This is a genomic window from Cereibacter sphaeroides 2.4.1, assembly GCF_000012905.2.
GTDB classification, from domain to species: domain Bacteria; phylum Pseudomonadota; class Alphaproteobacteria; order Rhodobacterales; family Rhodobacteraceae; genus Cereibacter_A; species Cereibacter_A sphaeroides.
In genome coordinates, this window is sequence record NC_007493.2 from 1,094,494 (window position 1) to 1,109,358 (window position 14,865).

Annotated in this window: 15 protein-coding genes; 7 read left to right on the plus strand and 8 right to left on the minus strand. The window is 70.0% G+C overall.

Annotated elements, in window-relative coordinates:
* Window positions 1–41 precede the first annotated feature (41 nt).
* The 8 genes from RSP_RS05340 to alr all read right to left on the minus strand — a co-directional run bounded on the left by RSP_RS05340 (window position 42) and on the right by alr (window position 7,496).
* On the minus strand, window positions 42–707 hold the full coding sequence (locus tag RSP_RS05340; protein WP_011337503.1) for an SDR family NAD(P)-dependent oxidoreductase: 666 nt from the start codon (window positions 705–707) through the stop codon (window positions 42–44).
* Between the two features lie 119 nt (window positions 708–826).
* Window positions 827–2,290 carry an amidophosphoribosyltransferase gene (gene purF / locus RSP_RS05345; RefSeq protein WP_002719608.1) on the minus strand — a complete coding sequence of 488 codons (1,464 nt, stop codon included), beginning with the start codon at window positions 2,288–2,290 and terminating at the stop codon, window positions 827–829.
* Between the two features lie 84 nt (window positions 2,291–2,374).
* Complete coding sequence (locus RSP_RS05350; protein ID WP_002719609.1) at window positions 2,375–2,989, minus strand: CvpA family protein; 615 nt, start codon at window positions 2,987–2,989, stop codon at window positions 2,375–2,377.
* Window positions 2,990–3,007: 18 nt separating this feature from the next.
* Window positions 3,008–4,366 carry a DNA repair protein RadA gene (gene radA / locus RSP_RS05355; protein WP_002719610.1) on the minus strand — a complete coding sequence of 453 codons (1,359 nt, stop codon included), beginning with the start codon at window positions 4,364–4,366 and terminating at the stop codon, window positions 3,008–3,010.
* 132 nt (window positions 4,367–4,498) lie between these two features.
* Complete coding sequence (locus RSP_RS05360; protein ID WP_002719611.1) at window positions 4,499–4,924, minus strand: paraquat-inducible protein A; 426 nt, start codon at window positions 4,922–4,924, stop codon at window positions 4,499–4,501.
* Window positions 4,925–5,671, minus strand: coding sequence for an ABC transporter ATP-binding protein (locus RSP_RS05365; protein ID WP_002719612.1), 747 nt, complete (start codon window positions 5,669–5,671; stop codon window positions 4,925–4,927). It abuts the gene before it with no gap.
* Window positions 5,668–6,450, minus strand: a complete 783-nt coding sequence (locus RSP_RS05370; protein WP_002719613.1) for an MlaE family ABC transporter permease — start codon at window positions 6,448–6,450, stop codon at window positions 5,668–5,670. Before RSP_RS05370 ends, RSP_RS05365 begins: the two co-directional genes overlap by 4 nt.
* Complete coding sequence (gene alr / locus RSP_RS05375) at window positions 6,447–7,496, minus strand: alanine racemase (protein WP_011337504.1); 1,050 nt, start codon at window positions 7,494–7,496, stop codon at window positions 6,447–6,449. The genes RSP_RS05370 and alr overlap by 4 nt, the downstream gene beginning before the upstream one ends.
* Before the next feature lie 228 nt (window positions 7,497–7,724).
* On the opposite strand from alr, the gene fabG reads away from it, so the two are divergent.
* The 7 genes from fabG (at window position 7,725) to RSP_RS05410 (ending at window position 14,864) form a co-directional block, all read left to right on the plus strand.
* On the plus strand, window positions 7,725–8,462 hold the full coding sequence (gene fabG / locus RSP_RS05380) for a 3-oxoacyl-ACP reductase FabG (RefSeq protein ID WP_002719615.1): 738 nt from the start codon (window positions 7,725–7,727) through the stop codon (window positions 8,460–8,462).
* 178 nt (window positions 8,463–8,640) lie between these two features.
* Window positions 8,641–8,874 carry an acyl carrier protein gene (locus RSP_RS05385; RefSeq protein WP_002719616.1) on the plus strand — a complete coding sequence of 78 codons (234 nt, stop codon included), beginning with the start codon at window positions 8,641–8,643 and terminating at the stop codon, window positions 8,872–8,874.
* A 496-nt stretch (window positions 8,875–9,370) separates the two neighbouring features.
* Complete coding sequence (gene fabF, locus RSP_RS05390) at window positions 9,371–10,633, plus strand: beta-ketoacyl-ACP synthase II (RefSeq protein ID WP_011337505.1); 1,263 nt, start codon at window positions 9,371–9,373, stop codon at window positions 10,631–10,633.
* Window positions 10,633–11,811 (plus strand): endolytic transglycosylase MltG, encoded by a 1,179-nt coding sequence (gene mltG / locus RSP_RS05395; RefSeq protein ID WP_017140158.1) that lies wholly within the window; start codon window positions 10,633–10,635, stop codon window positions 11,809–11,811. The genes fabF and mltG overlap by 1 nt, the downstream gene beginning before the upstream one ends.
* Window positions 11,812–12,007: 196 nt before the next feature.
* Window positions 12,008–12,325 (plus strand): hypothetical protein, encoded by a 318-nt coding sequence (locus tag RSP_RS05400; RefSeq protein ID WP_002719619.1) that lies wholly within the window; start codon window positions 12,008–12,010, stop codon window positions 12,323–12,325.
* Entirely contained in the window at window positions 12,318–13,616 is a 1,299-nt protein-coding gene (locus tag RSP_RS05405) for a DNA-packaging protein (RefSeq protein WP_023003587.1), read from the plus strand. The genes RSP_RS05400 and RSP_RS05405 overlap by 8 nt, the downstream gene beginning before the upstream one ends.
* 72 nt (window positions 13,617–13,688) lie before the next feature.
* Window positions 13,689–14,864 (plus strand): phage portal protein, encoded by a 1,176-nt coding sequence (locus tag RSP_RS05410; protein WP_011337509.1) that lies wholly within the window; start codon window positions 13,689–13,691, stop codon window positions 14,862–14,864.
* The last annotated feature ends 1 nt before the right edge of the window (window position 14,865 follow it).

The following is a 14,865-nucleotide window of genomic DNA, read 5'->3' on the forward strand; positions in this document are numbered from 1 at the left end:
GCCCTCAGGCGGGCGGCGCTCTTAAAGGACCTGCTGCCCCGTCAGAGCCCCGCGAGGATCCGCTTCGCCTCGGTATGGATGTCGGTGAGCTGGTCGCGATCCTCGCCCGGGAAGAAGCGCCCGCGGGTGGCGGTCGGCAGCGGCACGGGCGTCTCGATCAGCACGCGCGGGCCGATCTTCTGCGTCTCGGCCTGCCAGCTGCGCACAAGCGCGATCTGCGCGGCCTTGGTCGCGCCATAGGCGCCGAAGAAGGGCTCGCCGGCATGGCGGTCGTCGAAGAACAGCGCCGTGCCCTGACCCGCGCGCAAGAGCGGCTCGACCATCGGGATCAGGATACCGGTCGCGCGCACGTTCGTCGCGATCGACTTCTCCCAGTCCTTCGGATCGAGATGGCCTGTCGGGCAGAGCGGCGCGGCATGGACCGCCGCATGAACCCAGAGATGCACGGCGCCCCAGCGGTCGAAGATCGAGCGGCAGAGATGGCGCATCGCATCGTCGTTCGTCACATCCATCGGCGCGAGCGTCGCGGGCTCGGCCCCGGGGCGGCGCCCCCGCATGCGGTCGTCCATGTCCTCGAGCCCGCCCGTCGTGCGCGCCACCGCGATGACGTGCCAGCCCGCTACGCCCAGCTCCTCGGCGATCGCGGTGCCGAGCCCGCGCGAGGCTCCGGTGACAAGGGCAATGCGGGGCGAGGGCAGGGTGCTCATGGATCGCGGCCTTCTGACTGAAAAGCGCCGCGGCTCGGGGCCGGCGGCGCTTCAGCCTATGGCGGGAAATGCCGGGGCGCGCAACCCATGGGACATGCGCCCGCCGGTCGCGCGGGCGGCTACTCGGCCGCCTTCATCTCGAATCCCTGCTCGATCTTGTCGGAGGGCGCGACCGGATAGTCGCCCGAGAAGCAGGCGTCGCAGTAGCGCGGCGCGTTCGGATCGCGGCCGCCGGCCTCGCCCACGGCGCGATAGAGCCCGTCGAGCGAGATGAAGCGCAGCGAATCCACCCCGATCCAGTCGCGCATCTCGTCTTCGGACATGTTCGCGGCGAGAAGCTTGCCCCGCTCGGGCGTGTCCACGCCGTAGAAGCAGGGCCAGGCCGTCGGCGGCGAGGCGATGCGGAAATGGACCTCGGCCGCGCCCGCATCGAGGATCATGTCCTTGATCTTGCGCGACGTGGTGCCGCGGACCACCGAATCGTCCACGAGGATCACCCGCTTGCCCTTGATGAGCGCACGGTTGACGTTCAGCTTCAGCCGCACGCCCATGTTGCGGATCTGCTCGGTCGGCTCGATGAAGGTCCGCCCCATGTACTGGTTGCGGATGATGCCCATCGCATAGGGAATGCCCGACTGCTGGCTGAAGCCGATGGCGGCCGGGGTGCCCGAGTCGGGCACCGGACAGACCAGATCGGCATCGACGGGCGCTTCCTTGGCCAGTTCCACCCCGATCTGGCGCCGGGTCTCGTAGACCGAGCGGCCGCCGAGGATCGAATCCGGCCGCGAGAAATACACATGTTCGAAGATGCAGAACCGGGCGGCGCGGCGCTCGAACGGATGGAAGCTCTCGATGCCGCGGGTCTCGTCGATCACCACCATCTCGCCCGGCTCGACCTCGCGGATGAACTCGGCGCCGATGATGTCGAGGCCGCAGGTCTCCGACGACAGCGCCCAGCCCTCGCCGATCCGGCCGATCACCAGCGGGCGCACGCCCAGTGGGTCACGGACGCCGATCAGCTTGGTGCGGGTCATGGCGACGACCGAGAAGGCGCCCTCGACGCGGCGCAGCGCGTCCTTCATCCGCTCGGGGATGTTCTTCTGGATCGAGCGCGCCATCAGGTGGATGATGCACTCGCTGTCCGATGAGGACTGGAAGATCGAGCCCCGCTCGATCAGCTCGCGCCGCAGCGCGGCCGCGTTGGTGAGGTTGCCGTTGTGCGCGACCGCTGCCCCGCCCATGGCGAACTCGCCGAAGAAGGGCTGCACGTCGCGGATGGCGGTGGATCCCTTCGAGCCGGCGGTCGAATAGCGCACATGGCCGATGGCCAGCGCGCCGGGCAGGGTGGCCATCGTGTCGGGATCGGTGAAGTTGTCGCGCACATAGCCGAAGCGGCGGGCGGAATTGAAGCCCTGCTCGGGATCGTGGGAGACGATGCCGCCCGCCTCCTGCCCGCGGTGCTGCAGCGCGTGCATGCCGAGGGCTACGAAGTTGGCTGCGTCAGACACACCGATGACACCGAAAACGCCGCACTCTTCCTTCAACTTGTCATCGTCGAAGGGGTGGCTCAGGAAGGGGCGCATGGGAGGGCTCCGAATCCGAGGGGAGATTGGCCCCTCATGTAGTGGCTTGTCACGCCGCTGTCACCCTCACAAAGCCGTGCTCCGTCAGTTGGCGGGTGCGGGGGCCGGTGTCGCGGGCGTGGTGGGCGCCGGTGCCTGCGTGGCGGGCAGGGCGCAGCTGCTCACCAGCTGCTCGTAGCGCGCCACGATCCAGCCGGGCGCGTCCGAGGGGATCGACTGGTCGATGTTCTCCTGGAACGAGGCGAAGACACGGGCCGAGCGGGAATTGTCCACCATCGGGATGGTCTCGGAGGCCACGGCCCGGTCGTAGACGATCAGCGCCACCGCCACGAGCACCACACCGCGCAGCACGCCGAAGAGGAAGCCGAGGCTCTGGTCGAGGCCGCCCAGCGCGGAATTGCGGATGGCCGAGGAAAAGAGCGGCGTGAAGAGCGAGAGCAGCACGAGGCCGAGGGCAAAGACGGCCGCGAAGGCCGCGATGATCGAAAGCTCGCAGCTGTCGCCGAGGAAGTCGCCGACGACCGGCACCTCCTTGATGAGCGGCTGCGCCTGCGCCGCGAAGACGAAGGCCAGCACGGCCGCCGCGATCCAGCCCGCGATGGCCATGACCTCGCGCACGAGGCCGCGCGAGTAGGCGAGGATCGCCGACAGCACGATGACGGCCGCAACCACGGCGTCGATGATGGTAAAGCCTTCCATGTGCCTGCTCCTTCGGCGTTACCCGGCCCCGAACATCTCACCCACGAATGCCGCGAGGTCGGGCATCTGACGCACCCGCATTCCCTCGTCCTGACCCACTTTCGAGCGGGTCGGCGCGATTGCCTGCGAGAAACCAAGTTTCGAGGCCTCTTTCAAGCGGCTTTCGGTCTGGGCCACCGGGCGGAGGGCACCCGAGAGGGAGATCTCGCCGAAAAGCACCATGTCGGGCGGAATTGCCACATCTTCGCGGGCCGAGACGAGGGCCGCGGCCACGGCGAGGTCGGCCGCAGGCTCGGAGACGCGCATCCCGCCCGCCACGTTGAGGAAAACATCGAGGCCCGCGAAGGGGATACCGCAGCGCGCCTCGAGGACGGCGAGGATGGTCGAGAGCCGGCCGCTGTCGAGGCCCACCACCGTCCGGCGCGGGGTGCCGAGCGGCGAGGGCGAGACGAGGGCCTGGATCTCGGTGAGGACGGGGCGGGTGCCCTCGATGCCCGCGAAGACGGCCGAGCCCGGCGCGGGCTGGTCGCGGTCGGACAGAAAGAGGGCGGAGGGGTTCGCGACCTGCGCGAGCCCGCCGCCCGTCATCTCGAAGACGCCGATCTCGTCGGCCGGGCCGAAGCGGTTCTTGACCGCGCGCAGGATGCGGAACTGGTGGCCGCGCTCGCCCTCGAAATAGAGCACCGTATCGACCATATGCTCGACGACGCGCGGGCCCGCGATCTGGCCCTCCTTCGTCACATGGCCCACGATGACGATGGCCACGCCGCGCCGCTTGGCGAAGGTCACGAGTTCGTGGGCCGAGGCGCGGACCTGCGCCACCGAGCCGGGGGCGGATTCCACATTGTCGAGCCACATGGTCTGGATCGAGTCGATGATGGCCAGCGCCGGGCGCTCGGCGTCGAGCGTGGTCAGGATGTCGCGCAGGTTGGTCTCGGCGCCGAGAGCCACCGGCGCCTGTCCGAGGCCGAGCCGTTGGGCGCGCATCCGCACCTGCGCCGCCGCCTCCTCGCCCGAGATATAGAGGCACTTCACCCCGCCATTGGCGAAGCTCGCCGCGGCCTGCAAAAGGAGGGTCGACTTGCCGATGCCGGGATCGCCGCCCACGAGGATCGCCGAGGCGGGCACGAGGCCGCCGCCCAGCACGCGGTCGAGCTCGTCGATGCCCGAGGAGGTGCGCGGCGGCGCCGCCTCTTCGGTCGCGAGGTCGCTCAGCGCGATGGTGCGGCCCTTGGAGCCCAGTGCCTTCGGCCCGCTCGACAAAGGCGTTTCCTCGACGATCGAGTTCCAGGCGCCGCAGGCGTCGCAGCGCCCGGCCCACTTGCGGTGGACGGCGCCGCAGGTCTGGCAGGTGAAGACGGGGGAGGATTTGGCCATGGCGCCTTTTGCCCCCTCGCGCGGAGCGGCGCAAGCCGCGCCTGACGCAGGCCAGGTCCGCAATCGGCGGTGCGCGCGTCGCCTCCGCCGGGCGCTCCGGCGCGAACCCGGCTCATGTTCCGGCAGCGCCGGTCAGCGCGCGGGCGTGAGGAAGGAGAGGGCGAGCGAGGCGAGGATGCAGCCGGTGAAGAGCCAGAGGCCCCAGGCGGTCTCGACCGTGGCGAGGCCCACCCCCTTGATGAGCACGATATAGAGCGCGATCAGGAAGATGTCGGCCATGGCGAGCCGGCCCAGCAGATGCAGCGCGGGCAGGACGCGGGGCGACAGAAGCCCCGCATGGAGAAGCGCCAGACCGATGGTCTTCAGGTAGGGCGCGAAGATCGCGAAGAAGGTCACGAGCAGCGCGAGGCCCACGTCGGTGCTCCAGAGCGACTGGAGGCCCGAGACCACCGAGATCTCGGACAGGCCGAAGAGCGGCAGCATCCCCGCCCGCATCAGGGGCGCGAACCAGGCGACCGGGAAGAGGAGGAGAAGCGCGAGGTTGGCCGCGCGCAGCATCTAGCGCAGCGCCTCGATCGGACCCTCGGCGCGACCGTGGATGAACTGCTGGACGTAGGGGTCGGGCGTGGTGTCGAGCTCCGAGACGGGGCCCGTCCAGCGGATCTTGCCGCGGTGGAGCATCGCCACATTGTCCGCGATGGCGCGCACAGAGGTCATGTCATGGGTGATGGTCATGGCGGTCGCGCCCATCTCGGTCACGATCTCGCGGATGAGGTCGTTGATGACGCCTGCCATGATCGGATCGAGCCCGGTTGTGGGCTCGTCGAAGAAGATGATCTCGGGATCGGCGGCGATGGCGCGGGCGAGACCCACGCGCTTCTGCATGCCCCCGGAGAGTTCCGCCGGATAGAGGTCGGCCACCTGCGGGCCGAGGCCCACCCGGCGCAGCTTCTCGATGGCGATCTCGCGCGCCTCGGCCTTGGGCCGCTTCTGCGCGCCGCGGAGCAGCCGGAAGGCCACGTTCTCCCAGACATGGAGCGAATCGAAGAGCGCCGCGCCCTGAAACAGCATCCCGAAGCGGGCGAGGAAGGCATCGCGCTCGGCGCGCGTCACATCCTCGTCGTTCAGAAGGATCTGGCCCCTGTCGGGATGGACGAGGCCCAGAATGCACTTGAGCAGCACCGACTTGCCCGTGCCCGAGCCGCCGATGATGACCATCGAGCTGTTGCTCTCGACCCGCAGGTCGATGCCGCGCAGGACCTGGTTCGCGCCGAAGCTCTTGGTGACGCCGGAAAGCTCGATCATGAGGTGAAGAACACCTCCGTCAGCAGGTAGTTCGCGGCGAGGATCAGCACCGAGGCCGCCACGACGGCGGATTTGGTGGCCCGGCCCACGCCCTGCGCGCCGCGGCCCGAGTTCATGCCGTGATAGCAGCCCATCAGCGCCACGATGAAGCCGAAGGCCGCGCCCTTCACGAGGCCCGAGCCCACGTCCCAGACCTCGAGGAAGTCGGTCGTGTTCTTGATGTAGGTGGCCGAGTTGAAGTCGAGCCGGTTCACCCCCACGAGCCAGCCGCCCGCGATGCCGATGGAATCGCCCACCGCCACGAGGATCGGCACGGCGAGGGTGGCTGCCAGCACGCGGGGCACGGCCAGATATTTCAGCGGGTTCGTCGACAGGGTCACGAGCGCGTCGATCTGCTCGGTCACCTTCATCGTGCCGATCTCGGCCGCGATGGAGGAGGCCACGCGGGCCGCCACCATGAGCCCGCCCAGAACCGGGCCCAGCTCGCGCGTCATGCCGATGGCCACGATGGAGGGCACCACCGCCTCGGCCGAGAAGCGCGCGCCGCCGGCATAGATCTGGAGCGCGAGCGCCCCGCCGGTGAAGATCGCGGTCAGCCCCACCACCGGCAGCGACAGCCAGCCGATCTGGATCAGCGCGGTCAGAAGCTCGCGCGGGTAGAAGGGGGGGCGGAAGATATGGCTCACCACCGCGCCCGCAAAGAGCGCGATGCGGCCCACGGCCGCCAGCATCCCGAGGGTGGCGCGTCCGAGGGCGGCGATGGGGGCTGCGGCGCTCACGCCGCGAGGGCCCCGTAGCGGCGCTGGTAGCGGCGGCCGAGGCTCGTCAGGATCTCGTAGCCGATGGTTCCCGCCGTGTCGGCCAGATCGTCCGGCGTCTGGTGCGGCCCGAGGATGTCGAGCGTCTCGGGCACTTCGGGCAGGTGGCTCACATCCACCGTGATGAGATCCATCGACACCCGGCCCACCAGCGGGCAGGGCACCCGGCCCGCATAAAGCGTGGCGCGCGAGGACAGCGTGCGCGGCAGCCCGTCGGCATAGCCCGCGGCGACCGTGGCGATGGTCGAGGTATGTTCGGCCGTCCAGGTGTTGGAATAGCCCACGGGCTCGCCGATCTCGACCTCGCGCACCTGGATCACCGGCAGCGAGAGCCGCACCACCGGGCGCGCATTCTCGAACGGGCGGCCGCCGTAGAGGCCGATGCCGGGGCGGGTCAGCTCGAAATGCCAGGCGGGGCCCAGCAGGATGCCGCCCGTGGCCGAGAGCGAGCGCGGCACGCCGGTGCCGTCGGTCATGGCCCGGAAGGCGCCGAGCTGCTCGGCATTCATCGGATGGTCGGGATCGTCCGAACAGGCGAGGTGACTCATCAGCAGTTCCGGTCCCGCCTCGAGCGCGAAGCCGGCCACGGCCTCCCATTCGCCGGGCTCGAGCCCGAGCCGGTTCATCCCGCTGTCGAGCTGCAGGCCGAAGGGCTGGCCGCCCAGCGCCTCGAAATGCCGGGTGAGCTGGTCGATCGAGTTCAGCATCGGCGTCAGGTCGAAATCGCGGATGAGGGCGGTGTCGCCCTCCATATGCCCCGAGAAGACGCAGATCTGCGGCCCGGAGCCGAGCGCGCGGCGCACGTCGGCCCCTTCCTCGCAGGTGGCGACGAAGAAGCGGCGGGCACCGGCCCGCGCGAGGGCATGGGCGACCTTGGCCGCGCCGAGCCCGTAGCTGTCAGCCTTCACGACGGCGCCGGTCTGGCAGTCGGAGGCGGTCATCTGGTCGAGCGCGCGCCAGTTGGCGGCGATGGCGTCCAGGTCGATGGTGAGGGTCGCGGTGGCCATGGCGGTGTTTTCACCGGAGTGCGCGCGAGGTCAAGGGGAGAAAGGCCGCGGCCGGCGCTCTGCCGCCCCGCGCGCGGTCACGAAAACCGGAAGAGGCTGCGGGGGCTTCGGCGCGCCGCCTTGCGCGGCCCGCGTCGATCCTGTCGCGGCCGCGCGGGGGCCAAGCCGGGTGGCGCGGCGGGGCCGCCGCTGGTAAAGGGCGGCAAAGCCATTGCGAGGAGACGGACCATGTTCGATCTGACGGGAAAATCGGCGCTCATCACCGGCGCTTCGGGCGGCATCGGCGGCGGCATCGCGCGCGCGCTCCATGCGGCGGGGGCGACGGTGGCGCTCTCCGGCACGCGGACGGGACCGCTCGAAGAGCTGGCGGCCGAGCTGGGGGATCGCGCCCATGTGCTCGCCTGCAACCTCTCGGATGCGGCGGCCGTCGAGGCGCTGCCGAAGCAGGCGGCCGAGGCGATGGGCGCGGTCGACATCCTCGTGAACAATGCGGGCATCACCCGCGATCAGCTCGCCATGCGCATGTCGGACGAGGATTGGGAGCAGGTGATCGAGGTGAACCTGACCTCGACCTTCCGGCTCTGCCGCGGCGTGCTGCGCGGCATGATGAAGGCGCGCTGGGGGCGGATCGTCAACATCACCTCCATCGTGGGCGCGACGGGCAATCCGGGGCAGGCCAATTATGCCGCCTCGAAGGCGGGCGTCGTGGCCATGTCGAAAAGCTTTGCGGCCGAGGTGGCGAGCCGCGGCATCACCGTCAATGCGGTGGCGCCGGGCTTCATCGCGACCGCGATGACCGACAAGCTGAACGACGAGCAGAAGGCGCGGATTCTGGGTCAGGTGCCGATGGGCCGGATGGGCGCCCCCGACGATATCGCGGCGGCCGTGCTCTATCTGGCCAGTCCCGCGGCGGGCTATGTGACGGGGGCCACGCTCCATGTGAACGGCGGCATGGCGATGCTGTGAAAAAGGCCGATGGACGTGCGGCACTTTCGGCGCGGGAAAGCGTTTGCCTTGACGAAAGAGCCTTGCTATAGGCCCGTCAGAGTTGCCGGGGCTGACGCCTCCGGCTGAACTGCACCAGTTGCCTGCAGGGCAAGGGACAACGAGCCGGGAACCCTCCCGCAACGAATGAGGAAGTGACATGAGCGACATCGCTGATCGCGTGAAGAAGATCGTCGTCGAGCATCTGGGCGTCGAAGAGGAGAAGGTGACCGAGAATGCCTCGTTCATCGACGACCTCGGCGCGGACAGCCTCGACACGGTCGAGCTCGTGATGGCCTTCGAGGAAGAGTTCGGCATCGAGATCCCGGACGATGCGGCCGAAACCATCCAGACCTTCGGCGATGCGGTGAAGTTCATCTCGGAAGCCGCCTGAGCTTCCGCCGGGCGATCCGCCTGGGCATTTCGGACCCCCGTCGAGCGGCGCTCGGCGGGGGTTTTTCGTTTCCGGACAAGGATGCCGGCTGTCAACTCCGCCGCCGGCGGTGGGTGGTGGTTGCTGCGCGCAGCGGCACGGACCGGCCTGAGATGCTGTCTGGCGTCGGCCGCACTGTCGGGTGCCCTCCGGGTGGGCCTCGCCGTGACCGGGAGGAGGAGGCGCCGTCCGATCCGGTCGCGGCATGGGAGCGCCCGGCCCGTCCTCTGCCGCGCCGGGAAGGGCGGCGGCGGAGCCTTGTCCGTGGCAACGCCGGCTGCGGGGGTTCGATGCCCCCGCGGCCGGCTCCTCCGGTACCGCAGGGTGCGGGGGGGGCGGGCCGGTCGGCCGGCGGACGGGCGCAGGGCGGTGGCTCCGCTTGTTGCGGAGGGCGGTAGGCGCGTGTAAGACCGCAACCCACATGGGCCCGACGACGGGCTGGCAGAGGAGTCATGGCATGCGTCGAGTGGTTGTCACGGGGCTGGGCATGGTCACGCCGCTGGCGTGCGGCGTCGAGGAGACCTGGAAGCGGCTGCTGGCCGGGCAGTCCGGCGCGGGTCCGATCCAGCGGTTCGACACGTCCAACGTGACCACGCAATATGCCTGCGAGATCCCGGTGGGCGACGGCAGCGACGGCACCTTCAACGCCGACGACTGGATGGAGCCCAAGGACAGGCGCAAGGTCGACGATTTCATCCTCTATGCCATGGCCGCGGCCACGCAGGCGGTGAAGGATTCCGGCTGGGAGCCGCAATCCGAGGAAGACCGCTGCCGCACGGGCGTGATGATCGGCTCGGGCATCGGCGGCCTCTCGGCCATCGCCGACACGGCCGTGCTCATCAAGGAAAAGGGGCCGAAGCGCGTCTCGCCCTTCTTCATCCCCTCGGCGCTCATCAACCTGGCCTCGGGGCAGGTCTCGATCCGCTTCGGCTACAAGGGTCCGAACCATGCCGTCGTGACCGCCTGCTCGACCGGCGCCCATGCGATCGGCGACGCGGCCCGGCTGATCCAGCTCGGCGATGCCGACGTGATGCTCGCGGGCGGCGCCGAGAGCCCGATCTCCGAGATCGGCATCGCGGGCTTCAACGCCTGCAAGGCGCTCTCGACCAAGCGGGGCAACGAGCCCGAGGCCGCCTCGCGGCCCTGGGACGCCGACCGCGACGGATTCGTGATGGGCGAGGGCGCGGGCGTCGTCGTGCTCGAGGAATATGAACATGCCAGGGCGCGCGGCGCCAAGATCTATGCCGAGGTGCTGGGCTACGGTCTTTCCGGCGATGCCTACCACATCACCGCCCCCTCGGAAGACGGGGACGGCGGCTTCCGCTCGATGACCATGGCGCTGAAGCGCGCGGGCCTCGAACCCTCGGCGGTCGACTATATCAACGCCCACGGCACCTCGACCATGGCCGACGTGATCGAACTCGGCGCGGTCGAGCGGCTTCTGGGCGAGGCGGCGGCGGCGGCCACCATGTCCTCGACCAAGTCGAGCATCGGGCACCTGCTGGGCGCTGCGGGCGCGGTCGAGGCGATCTTCTGCGTGCTGGCCATCCGCGATCAGGTGGCGCCGCCCACGCTGAACCTCGACAACCCGGCCGTGGAGGCGAGGATCGACCTCGCACCCAAGGCGGCGCGCCCGCGCAAGATCGACGTGGCGCTATCGAATTCCTTCGGCTTCGGCGGCACGAACGCGTCGCTGGTGCTGGGACGGGTCACCTCGTGATGTGGCGCTCCGTCGCCTCCAACGCGCTGACCCTCTTCATCGTGGTGCTGGTGGCGGCGGCCGGGTTGCTGGCCTGGGGACGGCAGGAATATACCGGCCCCGGCCCGCTCGCCGAGGCCGTCTGCCTGCGGGTGGAGCGGGGCGACTCGCTCTCGGTCGTGAGCCGCAGGCTCGAAGAGCAGGGCGCGGTCAGCGATGCGCGCATCTTCCGCATCGGCGCGGATTATTCCGATCAGGCCGCGGGGCTGAAGTTCGGCAGCTACCTGCTGCCGCCTCGGGCCTCGATGGGGGATATCCTCGACATCCTGACCGCGGGCGGCCAGTCGACCTGCGGGCGCGAGGTGAACTACCGGATCGGGGTGGTGGCGGCCGAGATCATCCTGCGCGAGTTCGACGCGGCCGCCGGCCGCTATGTCGAAGTGGCGAAGTTCGTGCCCGGCGAAGGCGAGGCGCCCGAGGCCTATGCGGAGGCGGCCGAGGAGGGCGACCTGCGCTGGCGCGTGACGCTTGCCGAAGGGGTGACGAGCTGGCAGGTGGTCGAGAGCCTGCGCAGGGCCGAGTTCCTTCAGGGCGAGATCAAGGAGGTTCCCCCCGAAGGATCGCTCGCCCCCGACAGCTACGAGGTGGCCCGCGGCGACGACCGGGCGGCGCTTCTGGCGCAGATGCAGGACCGTCAGGCCCGCATCATCGCCGAACTCTGGGCCGCGCGTTCGGCGGATGTGCCCTATGCCACGCCGGAAGAGGCGATGGTCATGGCGAGCATCGTCGAGAAGGAGACCGGCATCGCGAGCGAGCGGCCGCAGGTGGCGAGCGTCTTCGTCAACCGCCTGGCCCAGGGGATGCGGCTGCAGACCGACCCCACGGTGATCTACGGCCTGACCGAGGGCAAGGGCGTGCTGGGGCGCGGCCTGCGCCAGAGCGAGCTGCGCCGCCGGACCGATTACAACACCTATGTGATCGACGGGCTGCCGCCCACGCCCATCGCCAACCCGGGGCGGCTCTCGATCGAGGCGGCGCTCAACCCGGCCGAGACCGACTATCTCTATTTCGTGGCCGATGGCAGCGGCGGGCACGCCTTCGCCACCACGCTGGCCGAGCACAACCGCAACGTGGCCGCGTGGCGCAAGATCGAGGCCGAGCGCGGGATGCCTCCGCCGGTGGGCATCCAGGGCGAGTGACGGCCGGACAATCCTTACCGAAAGGTTAAGGGGTCGTCCGCCAAGCCATTGAGGACACTGGATTTTCCGCTTGACCTGGCGGGCGGTCCGATGTATCCCTTGTGACAGGATGGAAGAGGTGGGCAAGCGGCACGGGGCAACCCGGGGCCGCTTTTCCTTTGTCCGGCCGAGCCTCGGGAGGCGAAAGCAGCAGCGCATGACGATCGTCGACAAAGCCCCGCCAGTGGACCTGCTGGCGGAGACGGAGAAGCTTTACCGCGAGGCGGCCGAGGATCTGGTCCGCGCGCGACGGAAGCTGTCGGAAGGCCGTGCCGAGGAAGTCCGGGCCGCCGTGCAGGCGGTGAAGGACCTCAAGGCCGCGCTTCAACTGGTGATGGATGAAAGGGCGAGGGTTGAAAAGCTACGCAGAACCGCGGGCGGCATCGTGCATGACTACGCCCTCGACTTCGACGCGGCCCGACGTGAGATCGGGCGCCGGCTGGCTCGCCTCCGCGACGCCGGACAAGGTGGATGAGTTTCTGGGTCAACTGAGCGCGAATGCGTTGCTCGCGCTGCCCTGGATGTTCGAGTTCTGGGCGCTGCCGCACCAGCTTCCGCCCGAAGGGGTCTGGAAGAGCTGGGTGGTGATGGGCGGCCGCGGCGCGGGCAAGACCCGGGCGGGCGCGGAATGGGTGCGGGCCGAGGTCGAGGGCGCGCGTCCCGGCGATCCGGGGCGGTCGCGCCATGTGGCGCTGGTGGGCGAGACGATCGATCAGGCGCGCGAGGTGATGGTCTTCGGCGAGAGCGGGATCCTCGCCTGCTCGCCGCCCGACCGGCGGCCCGAATGGGAGGCGGGGCGCAGGCGGCTCGTCTGGCCGAACGGGGCGGTGGCGCAGATCTTCTCGGCCCACGACCCCGAGAGCCTTCGGGGGCCGCAGTTCGATGCGGCCTGGGCCGACGAACTGGCGAAGTGGGGCCGGGCCGAGGAGGCCTGGGACATGCTGCAGTTCTCGCTGCGGCTGGGCGATCAGCCGCGGCAGGTGGTGACGACGACGCCGCGCAACGTGCCGGTCTTGCGCCATATCCTCGACAATCCCTCGACGGTGATGACCCATGCGCCGACGGAGGCGAACCGGGCCTATCTCGCCCGGTCGTTTCTGGCCGAGGTCCATGCCCGCTACGACGGCACGCGGCTCGGGCGGCAGGAGCTGGAGGGGCTGCTGCTGGAGGATGTGGAGGGCGCGCTCTGGACCACGGCGCGGATCGAGGCCTCGAGGCTGGAGGAGCCGGGGCCGCTCGACCGGATCGTGGTGGCGGTGGACCCGCCGGTGACGGGGACCGAGGCGTCGGACGAATGCGGCATCCTCGTCGTGGGCGCGCGGACGGCCGGCCCGCCGCAGGACTGGCGGGCGGTGGTGCTGGAGGATGCCTCGGTGAGCGCCGCGAGCCCGGATCGCTGGGCACGGGCGGCGCTCGAGGCGCTGGCGCGTCACGGGGCCGACCGGCTGGTGGCGGAGGTCAATCAGGGCGGCGATCTGGTCGAGGCGGTGATCCGGCAGATCGACCCGCTGGTGCCGTTCCGGGCGGTGCATGCCTCGCGCGGGAAGGCCGCCCGGGCCGAGCCGGTGGCCGCGCTCTACGAGCAGGGGCGGGTGCGCCATCTGCGGGGCCTGGGCGAGCTCGAAGAGCAGATGTGCCGGATGACGCTGCGCGGCTACGAGGGCCGCGGCTCGCCCGACCGGGTCGATGCGCTGGTCTGGGCGGTGACGGAGCTGATGATCGAGCCGGCGCGCGCCTGGGTCTATCCGAGGCTGCGCCGGCTCTAGATCCGGCCCCGCAGGCGACGCGAGCCGCGCCCGGCAGGGGCGCATGTCCGCGCGACAATGGAGTTCTTGCTGATGCTGTTCGACTTCCTGAGGAAACCGGCACGCGCCCCGACGCCCGAGCGCAAGGCCTCGGCCACGGGGCCGGTGGTGGGCTGGAGCACGGGGCGCGTGGCCTGGAGCGCGCGGGACATGGTGTCGCTGACCCGGAACGGGTTTCTGGGCAATCCGATCGCCTTCCGGTCGGTCAAGCTGATCTCGGAGGCGGCGGCCGCGCTGCCTCTGGTTCTGCAGGATGCGGGGCGGCGCTACGAGAGCCACCCGATGCTGGATCTGATCGCGCGGCCGAACCCGTTGCAGGGGCGGGCCGAGCTGCTCGAGGCGCTCTATGCGCAGCTTCTGCTGACGGGGAACGCCTATCTCGAGGCGGTGGCCGGATCGGCGCGGCTGCCGGGAGAGCTGCATCTCCTGCGCTCGGACCGGATGAGCCTCGTGCCGGGGCCGGACGGGTGGCCGGTGGCCTACGATTATGCGGTGGGCGGGCGGCGCATCCGCTTCGACATGACGGCGGCGCGCCTGCCGATCTGCCATATCCGCACCTTCCATCCGCAGGACGATCATTACGGCTTCTCGCCGCTGCAGGCGGCGGCCGTGGCGCTCGACGTGCATGTGGCGGCCTCGGCCTGGTCGAAGGCCTTGCTCGACAATGCCGCCCGGCCCTCGGGGGCCATCGTCTATCGCGGCTCGGACGGGCAGGGAACCCTGTCCTCGGATCAGTATGACCGGCTGGTGGGCGAGATCGAGGCCAACCATCAGGGCGCGCGCAATGCGGGGCGGCCGATGCTGCTGGAGGGCGGGCTCGACTGGAAGCCGATGGGCTTCTCGCCCTCCGACATGGAGTTTCACACCACCAAGGAGGCCGCGGCGCGCGAGATCGCCATCGCCTTCGGCGTGCCGCCGATGCTGCTCGGCATCCCCGGCGAGGCGACCTATGCCAATTATCAGGAGGCGCACCGGGCCTTCTACCGGCTGACGGTGCTGCCGCTGGCGGCGAAGGTCACGGCCACGTTGTCGCACTGGCTCGGCAGTTTCAGCGGCGAGGCGGTGGAGCTGCGGCCCGACCTCGATCAGGTGCCGGCGCTGGCGGCGGAACGGGATCAGCAGTGGGCGCGGGTCGCCGCGGCGGATTTTCTGACGGAGGCCGAGAAGCGGACGCTCCTCGGCCTGCCGAGGATCGCGAAGGAGGAGTGAG

Excerpts from the sequence above, each read along its gene's own strand:
- RSP_RS05340 (WP_011337503.1), bottom strand. The coding sequence starts at position 707 with ATGAGCACCCTGCCCTCGCCCCGCATTGCCCTTGTCACCGGAGCCTCG.
- purF (WP_002719608.1), bottom strand. The coding sequence starts at position 2,290 with ATGCGCCCCTTCCTGAGCCACCCCTTCGACGATGACAAGTTGAAGGAA.
- RSP_RS05350 (WP_002719609.1), bottom strand. The coding sequence starts at position 2,989 with ATGGAAGGCTTTACCATCATCGACGCCGTGGTTGCGGCCGTCATCGTG.
- radA (WP_002719610.1), bottom strand. The coding sequence starts at position 4,366 with ATGGCCAAATCCTCCCCCGTCTTCACCTGCCAGACCTGCGGCGCCGTC.
- RSP_RS05360 (WP_002719611.1), bottom strand. The coding sequence starts at position 4,924 with ATGCTGCGCGCGGCCAACCTCGCGCTTCTCCTCCTCTTCCCGGTCGCC.
- RSP_RS05365 (WP_002719612.1), bottom strand. The coding sequence starts at position 5,671 with ATGATCGAGCTTTCCGGCGTCACCAAGAGCTTCGGCGCGAACCAGGTC.
- alr (WP_011337504.1), bottom strand. The coding sequence starts at position 7,496 with ATGGCCACCGCGACCCTCACCATCGACCTGGACGCCATCGCCGCCAAC.
- fabG (WP_002719615.1), top strand. The coding sequence starts at position 7,725 with ATGTTCGATCTGACGGGAAAATCGGCGCTCATCACCGGCGCTTCGGGC.
- RSP_RS05385 (WP_002719616.1), top strand. The coding sequence starts at position 8,641 with ATGAGCGACATCGCTGATCGCGTGAAGAAGATCGTCGTCGAGCATCTG.
- fabF (WP_011337505.1), top strand. The coding sequence starts at position 9,371 with ATGCGTCGAGTGGTTGTCACGGGGCTGGGCATGGTCACGCCGCTGGCG.
- mltG (WP_017140158.1), top strand. The coding sequence starts at position 10,633 with ATGTGGCGCTCCGTCGCCTCCAACGCGCTGACCCTCTTCATCGTGGTG.
- RSP_RS05400 (WP_002719619.1), top strand. The coding sequence starts at position 12,008 with ATGACGATCGTCGACAAAGCCCCGCCAGTGGACCTGCTGGCGGAGACG.
- RSP_RS05410 (WP_011337509.1), top strand. The coding sequence starts at position 13,689 with ATGCTGTTCGACTTCCTGAGGAAACCGGCACGCGCCCCGACGCCCGAG.